The sequence below is a fragment of the Chryseobacterium sp. Leaf394 genome (genome assembly GCF_001424105.1).
Classification (GTDB): domain Bacteria; phylum Bacteroidota; class Bacteroidia; order Flavobacteriales; family Weeksellaceae; genus Chryseobacterium.
The window spans coordinates 333663-348164 of the sequence record NZ_LMQH01000012.1 but is presented as its reverse complement, the minus strand read 5'-3'; the positions used below and the strand labels follow the sequence as shown (position 1 = coordinate 348164).

Here is a 14502-nt window from a genome sequence, read left to right as displayed (position 1 = left end):
ATTATGAGGCTTTTCTCAATTTCCATATTGGTCTGCATAATTTACAGTTGCTCCGGAAATCATTTCAGTCAATACTCACAGTATAACACAAAAGCCTATTGCTATGAAGACCGGCAATATCTCTGCGTGAGCAATGACAGTTTAAAATTGAAATTTGTGAGTTTTGGTGGATTTAAATTTGCGTCCAGCGACGAAGAATTCAAAAGATTAAATAATAAAAAACCAAAATTTAAAAACATTCTTTTCTATGGCGACGACCGATACATCAAGACAGATTATTATGTTTTGCTTGATAATAAAAAAAGAAAGAAAGGCTACGCCTACAAAGACAGCATCATCGGGAACAGACATTTTACAGTTGCAGTAAATGATTCCTGCCATGAAAGTAATAAGAAATTTCTTCTGAAAGGTTTGAGAAATTTATGATTTTTTAAAGCGTTCTGATTTTTTCGGGACGCTTTTGTGTTTATTTACATATTTTTGACATTTCAATTAAGCAAATGAAACAATTAGTTTTTTATATTATTTTTATCTCAAATATTTCCTGCAGTAAAAAATCAGTTGAAAAAGACAAGTTGATTCTCAATAAAGGTAGTCAGGTGAACAATAAAAATTTTAAAAAAACCATTGATAGTATTAAGTCTTCCGATACTTATGAAAATCCGGAAAATTGGGAGGCCAGAGGACTTATGCCGTCTCCTAAACTAATAATTTTTAAATTGAGACAGGCTACAAATGACTTTTTAAGAAAATTAGATAGCATTCAATTATCAAATGATTCTTATGATGCTAAAAAAAGTCAGATAAAGGATATCGTTGATGAGCTGCCGTGGGATGAATTGGATACTGAAGAAAAAGAATTTTTGGCAGACACACTGACTCCGGCAATTAAAGCTGCAGGATTCGATCCTCTTGCAGTATTCTAATCATTTGTAATTGGAAATATTTATGACCTCCATCCTATTCTCCTCAGATATTTATTTCCTAAATTTGTTCAATGCAATTCAAACTTCAATCAGAATATCAACCTACAGGAGATCAGCCTACAGCAATAGAAAAACTGACAGGCGGCGTTGAAATTGGTGAAAAATATCAGACGCTTTTAGGAGTTACCGGTTCTGGTAAAACGTTTACCGTTGCCAATGTTGTGAATAATGTACAGCGGCCGACTCTGGTTCTCGCCCACAACAAAACTTTAGCGGCCCAGCTTTTCATGGAGTTTAAAGAATTCTTCCCGGAAAATGCCGTTGAATACTTTGTAAGCTACTACGACTACTATCAGCCTGAAGCGTACATTGCGAGCTCCGGAACGTATATCGAAAAAGACTTAAGCATCAACGAAGAAGTGGAAAAGCTCCGTCTTTCAGCAATTGCAAGTTTGCTTTCAGGAAGAAGAGACATTTTGATTGTTGCCTCAGTATCATGCATTTACGGTGTCGGAAACCCTGCAGAATTTCACAAATCCCTAATTTCTCTTGAAATTGGTGAGAAAACTACGAGAACTGCACTGCTTCACTCTTTAGTTAATGCACTGTATTCCAGAACGCTCAGCGAGTTTCAGAGAGGTACGTTTCGGGTGAAAGGTGATGTGATTGACATCTTTCCAGCGTATGCCGACAACGGAATCAGAGTACAGTTTTTTGGAGACGAAATTGAAAAAATTCAGAGTTTTGATCCGGTTTCAGGAAATGTAACGTCCAATTTTGAATCTATCCAGATTTATCCTGCCAATCTTTTTGTGACTTCCAAGGAAACCCTGAACGGAGCCATCAGAAATATTCAGGATGACATGGTGAAGCAGGTTGATTTTTTTGGTTCAATTGAAAAACCTCTGGAAGCCAAAAGACTTCAGGAAAGAACCGAACTCGATCTTGAAATGATTAAAGAACTCGGCTACTGTTCTGGAATTGAAAACTATTCGCGATATTTAGACGGAAGACTTCCCGGTTCACGGCCATTTTGTCTTTTAGATTATTTCCCGAAAGATTATTTGATGGTGATTGACGAAAGCCACGTTACTGTTCCGCAGGTTCATGCCATGTACGGTGGCGACAGAAGCCGTAAAGAAGCTTTGGTGGAATATGGTTTCCGTCTTCCCGCTGCGATGGATAACCGTCCCTTGAAGTTTGAAGAATTTGAAGCGATACAGAATCAGGTCATTTATGTTTCCGCAACTCCGGCAGATTATGAACTGGAAAAAACCGGTGGCGAATATATTGAGCAGATTATCCGTCCGACAGGACTCTTGGATCCGATTATTGAAATCAGACCTTCTTTAAATCAGATCGATGATTTGATGGAAGAAATTAATAAAAGAGCTGAATTGGATGAGAGGGTTTTGGTGACAACTTTAACCAAGAAAATGGCTGAAGAGCTTACCAAGTATTTCACAAAATTCGGCATCAGAACGCGTTACATTCACTCTGACGTGGAGACTTTGGAGCGTATTCAGATTATGCACGATCTCCGTGTAGGACTTTTTGACGTGCTGATTGGAGTCAATTTATTGAGAGAAGGTTTAGATTTACCTGAAGTGTCTTTAGTTGCCATTTTGGATGCAGATAAAGAAGGAATGCTGAGAAGCCGCAGATCGATGATCCAAACCGTTGGCCGTGCTGCAAGAAACATCAACGGAAGAGCCATCATGTATGCCGATAAGATCACAAAATCGATGCAGGCTACTTTGGATGAAACTGAGTACCGTCGTGCTAAGCAGGTGACTTATAATCAGGAACACGGAAAAGTGCCGACAGCTTTAAACAAGAAGATTTCTGAAAACCTGGTGGGAAGAAGCAAAGATTTCCCTGATGAAAAATATACTCAGAAAGAGATTACACAAAAAGTTGCTGAAACGAAAGCGAATTATTCTACCGAAGATGTGGCAAAAATTGTTTCACAGAAACAAAAGGAAATGGAGGCTGCTGCGAAAAATTTAGACTTTATAAAAGCTGCAAAACTGCGTGATGAAATTGAAGCGTTGAAAAACTAACGTTTTGGAAGCAAAAACTTATAAAACTTAAGAATTTTTTTCATTTTCCGTTTACGAACCATTCCGTTGATGGCTTCGGTGATTCTGTTGAAGCAGTAATCGCCCGATGATCCGACAAGTTTTGCATACTCGTCGCTGATGATTCTAATTACTTCGGAATCAGATGTTAAACGCGAAAAGTTTTTTAATCTTTTATCTAAATTTATCTCCTGATGGAAGCTCATTCTGTTGAGATCGACCATATAGAACTGACTTCTTCCATTCTCATTCCTGATGATGAAATTTCCCGGTGCATTGTCTAAAAATTCCATTCCCTGCTCATGCAGACGAAATATTAACTGAGCATATTCACGGATGATTTTCTCTCTTTCCGGAAATGAATGATTCACAATAACTTCCATTAAAGTCGGAGAATCTTCGAGTTGACGGCTGATGTAATAACTTGATGTTACGCCCCAAAAGTCAAAGTTTTCAATATAGGCAACAGGTTCCGGTGTATGAAAACCTTTGCTTAAAAGAAGCTGTGCATACTCAAAAGAGCGTTTCGCCTTTGATTTTCTGTAATATTTGTAAACGTGTCGGTTGATAACGTTGTGCTGTTTAAAAGATTTAAAATTGAATCTTTCTCCATCAATATCAAAGATTTTAACCACATTTCTGCTTCCGGGACCAATAAGAATTCCACCCGTTTTAAAATTTTTTAAAACATTTAAAATTTTAGTCTCGAGATGACGGAAACCATCGGCATAAAAACTCTTCATACTGACACGATTATTTAATTGTTAGAGGATTTGCTTTAATAAATTGATGATCTCATCGGTAGAATGCTCATTGGTATTAACTGCAAAACTTCCTTTGTTGTAAGGTTTGTATACTTCTTCTTCAGTAACCATAAAAAGACCAACCGTTGGTGTATTTACAGCACTAGCCAAATGCATTACACCATTATCTGCGGCAATAAAAACTTCACAATTGGTAATAAATCCACCCATTTCACGGATGTCTTTGCTGTAAAAAGACGGCGCACTGAAATTAATTTTAGAGATATTTTCTACCGGTAAAAGTTCTACGATATTGTAATTGGGAAATGCCGTTTCCAGCTTTTCGTAAAAGGCATTCCACCATTCTTCGGAGTAACATTTTGCTCCGGTTGCGTTGGTAAAAAGACAGATCGATTTCCTGTCATTTTTTACAAGATTGTTCAGCTTCTCTTTTCCTTCTTCAATTTCAGCTTCGCTTAATTTTATATCTAAATCAGGAATTTTAGAACCGCTTCTGTCGATATCCAACTGACTTAAGAAATCTCTCAGGCTATAAATTGAATTTTTTGCAGCGTGACGGTAATCTGAAAATTTAGTTGCTAATTTTTCGTCAGTATCTCCAAAAACTTTGTATTCTGATCTCGCCATGGAAGTTGACAATTTCCCTGAGGAAGAGCCGTAACTGGCATTAATAACCAAATCGTATTTTCTGCTTTTAAGTGTCGCCCAACCTTTAATGTATTGAAACAAACTGCTGAAAGGCTTTTTAGGAAGCTGAATGATGCGGTCTATATTTTTATAATTTTTGTAAATAATAGGTGTAATTCCACCTTTTACAAAAAGATCAATTTTTGCCTCCGGAAAAGTTTCAATAACTTCCTGCACTAAAGGCGACAGAAGGAGTAAATTTCCAAGCCTGTGATTGGGTCTGGAAATTAATATTTTTTTTATCGGAATATTTCTTTTTACAATGGCACCTGCATGAGATTTACCCACATTTTTGGTAAGACCTCTCATCAAAGACCTTCTGGCCGCATTTACTTTTTTAGATACTTTCATTTAGAAAAATAAGATCAACGTGCAAAGGTCGTAAATAATCTTGAATGAATCTAATTAATTCCTGAGAGGTCTGAGCAAATCTGTCAGACCATTGATTTTTATTTCGTAAACCGTCGAAAGCTGCATTCCCAATTTGCCCGCAGGCATTCCTTTTTTGTGCATCCATTCCAGATAATTTACCGGAATATCGGCTAAAACAGTTCCTTTATATTTACCAAAAGGCATCTTTACTACGCATATTTCCTGAAGTATTTCAGGTCTTAATCCTTCCATGTATCAAACAATCAAATCAATTTTATTTTCGAGTTCTTCATCTTTATCGGAAAGCAGAAGTTCTTTGGAATCATCCTCAGAAAATTCGTTTCTGTACACCTGAATTAAAAGCAAAGTTAAAGAAACCATGATCGGGCCGAATACCAATCCCATAAATCCGAAAAGATTCATCCCCATGATAATTCCGAAAACAGTATTTAAAGGGTGAATATCTTCCAGTTTTTTAAGCAAAGTAAATCTCAGTAAATTATCTGTAACGCCCACCACAATTACACAATAGGCAGCTAGCCCAAGACCTGCTCCTGTATTTCCTTCAGCAATCATAAAAATACAGATCGGAACGTAAATAATTGCCGCTCCAACCACCGGAATCATTGAAGCAGCCGCGGTAAGCGCAAACAAAAGTACAGGACTCGGTGCTCCGAAAATAAAGTAACCAATCAATGCAATAATCCCCTGACCCAAAGCAACAACCGGAATTCCAATCGCATTTGCCATAATCAGTTTACGCATTTTTTCGCCAATCAGCGATACATTTGATCTTTTTAAAGGAGCTGCTGAACCTAAAATTCTTTCGAATAAACGCGGCTTTTCAAACATAAAATACAGAATGAAATACATTGACATGATTACTGTAAGCGTATTTACCGTTCCGCTTAAAGCAGAGGTAGAAAATCTGCCGGCCGTGGTTTTCAGCTTATTCATATTTTCTTTGCTCAGAATATCAATTTTCGTTTTGCTGTAAACAAAATCGTGAATTTTATCTATAAATACATTGAACTTGGTCATGTACGCCTGCGCATTTCCCAGTTTTTCAATAAGAAGATCCGCGATAAAATAAACCGGCAAAACGATCACGATAACACTTGCTAGCATCAAAACCAGAGCAGATGCCCAGGGCTTCCATTTTCTTTCTTCCTGCAGATAAAAATTATACTTTCTGCACACGACGTAAATCGTGATGGCTCCCAAAACGGACGGGATAAATAAGGCAAGGTTAAAACAAATCAAAGCAACCATAGTAATAATGATTGCTAAAAGGAATACCTGTTTAATTTTAATACCGCTAATCTGTTGATCTTTATTCATGGCTTTTAATTTAGATTAAATCTGTCTTGGCTTTCCACAATACGCACAGTACATGGAATACATTACGACATAAATAAAGGGCAATGTAAATATTATACCAATACAGCAGAGAACAAATCCCAGAACACTGATTAAAATACCCAAAAGCGCTGTTCCGAGAAAAGTTCCGTAATCTTCTTTGGCAATTGCATACGTTTTACTGATGGCGTCAACAGCTGACAGATTTTCGAATAAAAGAAAGGGCAAACCCAGCATAAACAGCGGATATACAAAGAAAAACGGCAATCCGCATAATGCTGCAGAGATGGCAAAAATAATTGTTGTAATCAAACTGTAGAGTAAAGTCTGACCTAAATTCTGACGAAAACCGATAAATAAATCTGAAAATTCTACAGTCTGTTTATTATTAAATTTATTTGCAATATAAATAAGACCAAGGTGTAAAGGTGCCAGCAAAATATTCCAAAAACTGGAAAATGAATAGTATAAACCAAAGCCAGGTTTTTCCCAAACCATATTCTCTGAATTATTAAAATTTCTGAAATCACCGTAATCACCCCAGACATTGAAACCAGAGAGAAGCTGAAATAAAAAATCTCCTATGATGTAAATGATCATTACAACAAACGCGTAGAGAAAAATGCCTTTATAGATTTCAAACGCATGCGAAATAATAGAGCCCGTGCTTCTTTCCGGACTGGAACCTTTCTGGTCAAATTCGTCAAACTGAGACATAGCTATTCATATTTTTATGGTTACTCAAATATAAATTATTTTCACCATAAAAAATTACTCTGCCGGATCTAAATCTTTTTTCTCCTGCCCGAAAATATTTTTGTAAAGTGAATAGATCATAGCATTCCATAAAGGGAAAGTGAAAAGAATACCGAAGAAAAAAACGATAAAACCGGCATAGCAGAAAATTACTGCCACCAAAACGCAGACAAAAATTTCCAGAAAATTGGTCTTTAAAGCCTTCCAGCCTATTCCTAGAATTTCGATGATTCTTTTATTTTCAAAAAACATCAGAGGAGCCGCAAAAATCGTGAGCATCACCCAGATTACAGGCAAAACAAATGTCTTCCCGATAATGGTGTAAAGAAAAACCCAGAAAATATAGAAACTTATGAATTTAAAGAAGTTAATTCCGATGTATCCTGCAAACAGATCATTAAGTCCAACCTCTTCATTCAAATCCATCTTCCTGTAAATTTGGTAAAATCCTATGTTTAGAGGATAAAGAAAAATTCTCACCGCCATCATTCCTAAAATGAAATACTGAAAACCTTCACTATCAAAAACAGTAGCTACATCTGTCTGGAAATCTTCAAGACCGCTTTTGCCAACATTCTGATAATTAATGTAAGCCGTAAGTAAGTTTTCAATTACATTATATTTAGTTCCTAAATAATAAAATACAGTGAAGTAAATTCCAAAATAAATAATCGAAAACATTACCTGTAAACCCAAAGTCCTGCTCCAGTAAGAAAATGCCTGCTTTAAAATAAGATCGATTCCCGCTTTTTGGGGATATTGTTGCTGCATCAGAAAATAATTTATGCAAAAGTAAACATCAATAACTACTTTTGCGGAATGTTTTTGGCAAATCATCCAAATTTTAAAAGAATGGACGAACTTTCGCAAAAGAAAGTTCCGTTTTTTTTCATGATTGATTTTCTTTGTGAAAATGTTTTGGTTTATACTGAAAGCGAACTTTATAATTCAGGCTTATTGATTGATTTTCAATCCTTTTCAAACGCAAAACAGAAAGATGACCTAACCAAAAAAACTGATTTTAAATCTTTTCCTGAAACCGTGGAAGAATTTAAAAAAGGCTTCGTTCACGTACAGAATAATCTGAGGCTAGGGAACTCATACTTAACCAATTACACAAGGAAAACAGAGATAGAAACCAACCTCAGTTTAGAGGAAATTTTCTATCATTCTCAGGCAAAATATAAGGTGTTATCTGAAGATTTTTTCGTATTTTTTTCTCCTGAAACTTTCGTCAAAATAATCAACGGTAAAATTTATACGTATCCGATGAAAGGTACTATCGATGCATCTTTAGACAATGCCGCAGAAGTTTTGAAAAATGATCCTAAAGAAAAAGCAGAGCATTACACCGTCGTAGATCTGTTGAGAAACGATTTAAGCATGGTTGCTGATGATGTGAAGGTTGATAAATTTCAGTTTATCGATTTTCTGAAGACAAAACAGAAGGATCTTTTTGCCATGAGTTCAGAAATCTCAGGTACTCTGAAGCCGGAATTCCAGGGCAAAATTGGAAGCATTATGCAGAAACTCCTTCCTGCCGGCTCAATATTAGGAGCTCCAAAACCCAAAACTTTAGAAATTATTCTGGAAGCAGAAGGTTTCAACAGAGGTTTTTACACAGGCGTTTCTGGCTGGTTTGACGGTGAAAACCTCGACAGCTGCGTGATGATCCGTTTTATTGAAAAAGAAAACGGGAAACTATATTTTAAAAGTGGTGGCGGAATTACCCACATGAGCAAATTAGAAGACGAGTACGAAGAAATGAAAAACAAAATCTATGTCCCAATTCATTGAAAGCATAAAAGTAGAAGACCAGAAAATTTTTCTTGCCGATCTTCATCAGAAAAGAATCAACGATACTTTTTCTCACTTCGGGAAAAGCGATCCCATAGACCTTCAGAAGATTTTTAAGCATCTGGAGCACGATGAAGATGGATTGTACAAGCTTCGTCTTGTGTATGATTTAGACAAAAAAATCCGTACGCAGATGATTCCGTATGCGATACCGGAAATTCACACTTTTCAGCTTGTGGAAAACAACAGCTACGACTACTCATTTAAATTTGAAGACCGGAAGGAACTCGATAAAATGAAGATGAAATCTCGGTCTGAAGAGATTATTATCGTAAAAAACAACCACATCACCGACACTTCTTTTTCGAATATTTTATTTAAAAAAGGGAAAGACTGGTTCACACCGACAACGTATCTTTTAAATGGAGTTCAGCGTCAGCATTTGCTTAAATCCAAAAAAATAAAAGAGACAGAAATCACGTTACAAAATCTGAAAGATTTTTCTCATTTTCAGCTCATTAATGCAATGAATGATTTTGATGATATGTTTATTTATCCGATCGACAAAATCGTCAACCTTCCAGGAAACGAGGATTATCTGGATTTGTAAACTTAAAATTTTTAATTCTTAATCTCAGACTCAACCTTAACCTCAACCTGGAAACTACAAAGATTTAAAATAAGTTTTCAAAATATCAGCATTGCTTTTACCTGCAGTGACTACTTCCAGGATTTTTGGCTGAATATCGGCTTTAAAGAAATTTTCCATCACACGGTCAAGCGTCATTTCATCTTCCACTTTTGTGTAGGAAAACCCGAAATGTTTTGCTAAAAATTCTACATTTTTGTGGTGTTTTGTAGAGATAAATTCATCTACCGTATTCGAGTTGGCATTTCCCGGTCCCGGAATGATTTTAAAGATATTCCCTTCCCCGTTATTGAAAATAATAATTCTTGTAAACGGCGGAATATACTGATTCCAAAGCCCATTAACGTCGTACATAAAACTCAGATCTCCTGTAAGCAGAAGCGTTGGTTTTTCATTTTTAATGGCAAAGCCCATTGCTGTAGACGTACTTCCGTCGATGCCGCTTGTTCCGCGGTTACAGTAGATTCTTCTCTTTCCGAAATCAAACAGCTGAGCATACCGGATAGCCGATGAATTGCTGAAGTGGATATTATAGTTTTCCGGAACGCTGTGCGAAACTTTATTGAAAAAATAAAAGTCTGAGTATTCAGCAAGATTAAGATACTGTTCGTGTTTCAAATCTTTTTTATCCCTCAGAACATCCCAAAGATTGTAATAAGGTTTTGGTTCAAGCGTTGCAAAATTCAAAAGTTTTGAAAAAAACAGTTCAGGTTTAACTTCAATTTTCTGCGTCAGTGCAAAATAAGTATCAGGCTGCCAAACCTCATCCAAATGCCAGTGCTGTTTAGGATGAGCGCTTCTTAAGAACTGTTTTACTCTTTTTGAAACCACATTCTGACCAACCGTAATTAAAAGATCGGGAGCGTATTGTCGGTAATCTTCCTCTGTAAATCCGGTAATGTAACGGTCGATATGTTTAAAAAATTTCTCGTGATAAAGATTTGAATTTGTCTCACACAGAACCACTACTGTATGGTTTTTCACCAGCTGCGTCAGCTGATTTTCAAGTTCGGCACTGTAATCTCTTGTTCCCACCAAGATCATAATACGCTGAGATGTGTTCCAGTCGGCAGCGAGGTTGGATGGCATTTCATATTCTTTCTGACGGATCGTATGCTCTACGGAAGGAAAAGTGGGCAGTTCAGAAACAAGCTCATACAAGGGTTCTTCCAGAGGAATATTGATATGAACGGGACCTCTTTTCTCAAAACAAAGTTCAATGGCTTTTTTAATCGTTTCAGAATTGATATTTTCCGCATCATCTTTGGAATCTTCCAAAAGCTGAAAATCTCCGTAAGAATGCTGATGGAAAAGATTGTTCTGACGAATAGTCTGTCCGTCAAAAATATCGGTATAGTCAGTCGGGCGGTCTGCCGTGAGAATCAATAGGGGAATATTTGAATAAAAAGCTTCTGTAACTGCCGGATAGTAATTGGCAGCTGCCGAACCACTTGTACAGGTAATCACAACAGGTTTTTTTTCACTGATCGCCATACCCATTCCTACAAACGCAGCACTTCTTTCATCAACAATCGAGAAACAGTTGAAGCTGTCAATTTCAGAAAAATGGATGGCCAAAGGAGCGTTTCTCGATCCCGGCGAAATGATAATATCTGAAATCCCGTACTGCTGAAGAAGATGTGCAAGAACCTGCACACTGCGTTTTGAAGAATATTTTTTCATTTGAAAATGTCTGTTGTTAGATCAATGTAATCGCTTTCAGATCTTTCTAAATTTAGATAAGATATTAAACTGCGATTTCAAAAAACAAATTTAATCTTTAAAAATTTAATCGTGAAATGATTCGGGATGAGTTTTATTTTCTTTCAGGATTAAAATACCAATATAACACTCTGAAATAATTAAAAATATAGATTGGGAAAAACGCGGTAAAGATGGCAAGCAGGAAACTCTTCCAAAAGTCTGCAGACCATTCAGATTGTAGAAAAAACTCAATGATGTATAATCCAAATATAACTACCGGAACAATGAATCCGCTGATTTTTGATTTTTTCAAGTAAAAGACCGCGGTTGAAACAATATAAAGTATTGCAAATCCAAAAAAATCAATGATAAAAAGCAAAGAACTTCCTTGACCTCCAAAATTTTTCATCTGTTCCGTAAAATAGGCTTCGCCATAAAGAGAATCACCGCACCCACAATAAAATCTAAAATAAAATTGATGAGTAATTCTTTTCTGAACATTTACTTATAGGCTACGATAAAGCAAAGCAGAAGAATGGCTATGAGAGGTCTGGAAAATTCAAGAATCATATTTAAAGAAAATATTTTGGGACAAATTTAGTTTTTTGTCTAAAAATGCAGTTAAAAGAAACTTTAATTTGCTTAAAAAATTCTGTAAATTAGCCCCACGTAAAATTTCTATAAAATGGATAAAATACCTAGTGTAGACCTGCGTGATTTCCTTTCGGACAACCCGGAACGCAAACAGAAATTTGTAAATGAAATCGGAAAAGCTTACGAAGAAATTGGTTTTGTTGCCTTAAAAGGACATTTCCTCGACGACCAACTCGTAGACGATCTTTATGGAGAAGTAAAAAACTTCTTCGAACTTCCAACAGAAACCAAACAAAATTACGAAATCCCCGGAATCGGCGGACAGCGCGGCTATGTAGGCTTCGGAAAAGAAACAGCAAAAGGATTTAAAAAAGGTGACCTTAAAGAATTCTGGCATTTCGGACAGTATGTTTCGGATGACTCCAAATACAAAAGCGAATATCCTGACAATGTTGTTGTAGACGAGCTTCCAAAATTTAATGAAGTAGGTAAAGAAGCTTACCAGATGCTAGAAAAAACAGGTAAATATGTCCTGAGAGCTTTGGCATTATATCTTGGTCTTGACGAGTTTTATTTTGATGATAAAATCGCGGAAGGAAACTCTATTTTAAGACCTATCCATTACCCGCCAATCACGCAGGAGCCTGATGATGCAGTAAGAGCTGCAGCTCACGGAGACATCAACCTGATCACTCTTCTGATGGGTTCGCAGGGAAAAGGTCTTCAGGTTCAAAACCACAAAGGCGAATGGATCGATGCCATTGCGGAACCAGACGAACTGATGATCAACGTTGGAGATATGCTTTCAAGACATACCAACAACAAACTGAAATCTACGATTCACAGAGTGGTCAATCCGCCAAGGGAACTGTGGGGAACTTCAAGATATTCTATCCCTTTCTTCATGCACCCAGTAAGTGAAATGTCGCTGAATGCTCTTGAAAACTGTGTAGACGAAAATCACCCCAAGCTGTATGAAGACACAACGGCAGGAGAATTTTTGCACGAAAGATTAATTGAACTTGGATTAATTAAAAAGTAATTTTGAAACCGAACTTTTCAGTTCGGTTTTTTTGTGTCGTAATTTCTACCGGAATACTTCGCCGGTTTCTACCTGTAAATCCGGGAAAAGTGTTGATGTAAGTAACTGACCGTCGGAGAAAGGTTTTAAACCAATATACTTACCCTCCTGTAACACAAAGATATTAATTGATCTTTCCTCCGGATATACCAACCAATATTCCAAAACTCCTGCTTCCTGATACAGATCAAATTTTGTATCCATTTCCTTCTGAGAATTCCCCGGAGAAAGAATCTCTACAACCAAATCCGGTGCACCTACACATTTTTTGCCGTCAGCAATTTTTTGAAGATCACAAACCACAAAAAGATCAGGCTGTACCACCGTAAAAATATCTTTGTTTTCCTGCATCGATTTTTTCATATCTACCAATACGACATCCGCCGGAGCATAAAAATACTGACAGGTTTTTCCGTTTAAATACTGATGCAGAATAATATTAATATTTTTGGAAACCGTTTGATGTACGAGATTCGGCGCAGGACTCATCTTTAGAATTTTACCTTTGATGAGCTCTACTCTTTCTTTAAATTTCCAGTGCAGATAGTCTGCGTATGAATAGGTTTTATTCAAATCCAACAAGCTGATATCTGTAATATAATTATCCATAACAATTTTTCTATTCAAAAATACGAAATTTTCTCTTCGAGGGTTAAAGTTAAATTCTTTTTATTCCTTCAAAACAACCTCAACTGCTGTTCCCTCGTCCCGGTAAAACCATCTGTAGAAAGCTTGGGGAATTCTTTTCCTTCGAAAAACTTCTTTCTGCCGATTTTAAAGGTGTTGTGAATCATTTCTGCGATATTGCCTTCACCTTTCTGCCTGTCGAAATATTTCTTTTCACCCAGTTTTCCGCCACGCATTGATCTGATTAAATTTAAAACCTTTTGGGCTCTGTCAGGAAAAGCAGTTTCAATCCATTTGACGAAAACGGGTTCTACAGAATCATTTAATCTTACCAAAGTATATCCGAAACTCTGAGCTCCTGCTTCGGAAATTGCTTTTAAAATACCTAATGGTTCATCACTGTTCAATCCCGGAATAATCGGCGCGACCATCACATGAGTAGGGATGCCGTTTTGCGACAGAATTTCTACAGCTTTTAGTTTATTGTTTGCCGAACTTGTTCTCGGTTCCATTTTTCGACGTAATTCTTCGTTGATGGTGGGAATGCTCAGAGAAACTGAAACCAAATTCTGTTCAGCCATCGGTTTCAAAATATCCAAATCCCGCAGAACCAAAGCATTTTTGGTGAGAATATTTACAGGATGTCTGTAGTCGAGACATACCTGCAACAACTGTCTTGTAATTTCAAACTGTCTTTCCGCAGGCTGATAGCAATCGGTGTTGCCGGAAAGTAAGATGGGTAAAGGCTGATAACCTCTTTTTCTGAAAAACTTCTCCAATAATTCCGGAGCATTTTTCTTGACCATGATTTTTCTTTCAAAATCAATTCCGGCACTGTAGCCCCAGTATTCATGGGTCGGTCTTGCAAAACAATACGAACAGCCGTGCTCGCAGCCCTGATAAGGATTCATAGAATATTCCATTGGCAAATCGGCGCTTTTGACCTGATTAACAATGGTTTTAGGAAAGACTTCCGTGAAAGTGGTTTTTATATTTTCAAGATCTTCATCGTCGGGCTCAAAAGTATATCTGTCGAAACGGTTGTTGACGTTTCGCTGTGCTCCCTGACCTTTTATGATGTTTTCGTCTTTCATTGTTCCTGTAA

At 36.9% G+C, this 14502-nt stretch carries 15 protein-coding genes; 6 read left to right on the top strand and 9 right to left on the bottom strand.

The features are described from left to right. Positions 1–3: 3 nt before the first annotated feature. From ASG21_RS17145 to uvrB, 3 genes are all read left to right on the top strand, one after another. The gene (locus ASG21_RS17145) at positions 4–426 is read left to right on the top strand and encodes a hypothetical protein (RefSeq protein ID WP_056083445.1); all 423 of its coding nucleotides are present in this window, start codon (positions 4–6) and stop codon (positions 424–426) included. A 74-nt stretch (positions 427–500) separates the two neighbouring features. After that, on the top strand, positions 501–926 hold the full coding sequence (locus ASG21_RS17140; protein WP_056083443.1) for a hypothetical protein: 426 nt from the start codon (positions 501–503) through the stop codon (positions 924–926). A gap of 71 nt (positions 927–997) precedes the next feature. Then, a complete protein-coding gene (uvrB, locus tag ASG21_RS17135) occupies positions 998–2989 on the top strand; it encodes an excinuclease ABC subunit UvrB (protein WP_056083440.1) in 1992 nt (663 codons plus the stop codon). On the opposite strand, the gene ASG21_RS17130 is transcribed toward uvrB, so the two are convergent. From ASG21_RS17130 to ASG21_RS17105, 6 genes are read right to left on the bottom strand one after another with little or no spacing between them, the layout of a single operon-like run. Then, positions 2986–3750 carry a lipopolysaccharide kinase InaA family protein gene (locus tag ASG21_RS17130; RefSeq protein WP_056083437.1) on the bottom strand — a complete coding sequence of 255 codons (765 nt, stop codon included), beginning with the start codon at positions 3748–3750 and terminating at the stop codon, positions 2986–2988. The genes uvrB and ASG21_RS17130 overlap by 4 nt on opposite strands. A gap of 21 nt (positions 3751–3771) precedes the next feature. Beyond that, entirely contained in the window at positions 3772–4809 is a 1038-nt protein-coding gene (locus ASG21_RS17125) for a glycosyltransferase family 9 protein (RefSeq protein ID WP_056083434.1), read from the bottom strand. A 54-nt stretch (positions 4810–4863) separates the two neighbouring features. Then, positions 4864–5082 carry a DUF3820 family protein gene (locus tag ASG21_RS17120; protein ID WP_056083431.1) on the bottom strand — a complete coding sequence of 73 codons (219 nt, stop codon included), beginning with the start codon at positions 5080–5082 and terminating at the stop codon, positions 4864–4866. 3 nt (positions 5083–5085) lie between these two features. Next, positions 5086–6171 (bottom strand): AI-2E family transporter, encoded by a 1086-nt coding sequence (locus ASG21_RS17115; RefSeq protein ID WP_056083428.1) that lies wholly within the window; start codon positions 6169–6171, stop codon positions 5086–5088. A gap of 15 nt (positions 6172–6186) precedes the next feature. Then, the gene (locus tag ASG21_RS17110; RefSeq protein ID WP_056083425.1) at positions 6187–6906 is read right to left on the bottom strand and encodes a hypothetical protein; all 720 of its coding nucleotides are present in this window, start codon (positions 6904–6906) and stop codon (positions 6187–6189) included. Positions 6907–6960: 54 nt separating this feature from the next. Then, the gene (locus tag ASG21_RS17105; RefSeq protein ID WP_056083796.1) at positions 6961–7716 is read right to left on the bottom strand and encodes a hypothetical protein; all 756 of its coding nucleotides are present in this window, start codon (positions 7714–7716) and stop codon (positions 6961–6963) included. Between the two features lie 81 nt (positions 7717–7797). On the opposite strand from ASG21_RS17105, the gene ASG21_RS17100 reads away from it, so the two are divergent. Together ASG21_RS17100 and ASG21_RS17095 are read left to right on the top strand one after the other, a co-directional pair. Beyond that, on the top strand, positions 7798–8742 hold the full coding sequence (locus ASG21_RS17100) for an aminodeoxychorismate synthase component I (protein ID WP_241773521.1): 945 nt from the start codon (positions 7798–7800) through the stop codon (positions 8740–8742). Further along, entirely contained in the window at positions 8726–9352 is a 627-nt protein-coding gene (locus ASG21_RS17095) for an aminotransferase class IV (protein ID WP_056083419.1), read from the top strand. The genes ASG21_RS17100 and ASG21_RS17095 overlap by 17 nt, the downstream gene beginning before the upstream one ends. A gap of 54 nt (positions 9353–9406) precedes the next feature. On the opposite strand, the gene menD is transcribed toward ASG21_RS17095, so the two are convergent. Next, positions 9407–11074, bottom strand: coding sequence for a 2-succinyl-5-enolpyruvyl-6-hydroxy-3-cyclohexene-1-carboxylic-acid synthase (gene menD / locus ASG21_RS17090; protein ID WP_056083416.1), 1668 nt, complete (start codon positions 11072–11074; stop codon positions 9407–9409). A 706-nt stretch (positions 11075–11780) separates the two neighbouring features. Between menD and ASG21_RS17080 the strand changes: the two genes are divergently transcribed. Next, complete coding sequence (locus ASG21_RS17080) at positions 11781–12731, top strand: 2-oxoglutarate and iron-dependent oxygenase domain-containing protein (protein ID WP_056083410.1); 951 nt, start codon at positions 11781–11783, stop codon at positions 12729–12731. 45 nt (positions 12732–12776) lie between these two features. Here ASG21_RS17080 and ASG21_RS17075 read toward each other — a convergent pair whose 3' ends face one another. After that, on the bottom strand, positions 12777–13379 hold the full coding sequence (locus tag ASG21_RS17075) for a Uma2 family endonuclease (RefSeq protein ID WP_056083407.1): 603 nt from the start codon (positions 13377–13379) through the stop codon (positions 12777–12779). A 68-nt stretch (positions 13380–13447) separates the two neighbouring features. Beyond that, entirely contained in the window at positions 13448–14491 is a 1044-nt protein-coding gene (locus tag ASG21_RS17070) for a PA0069 family radical SAM protein (protein ID WP_056083405.1), read from the bottom strand. Between the last annotated feature and the right edge of the window lie 11 nt (positions 14492–14502).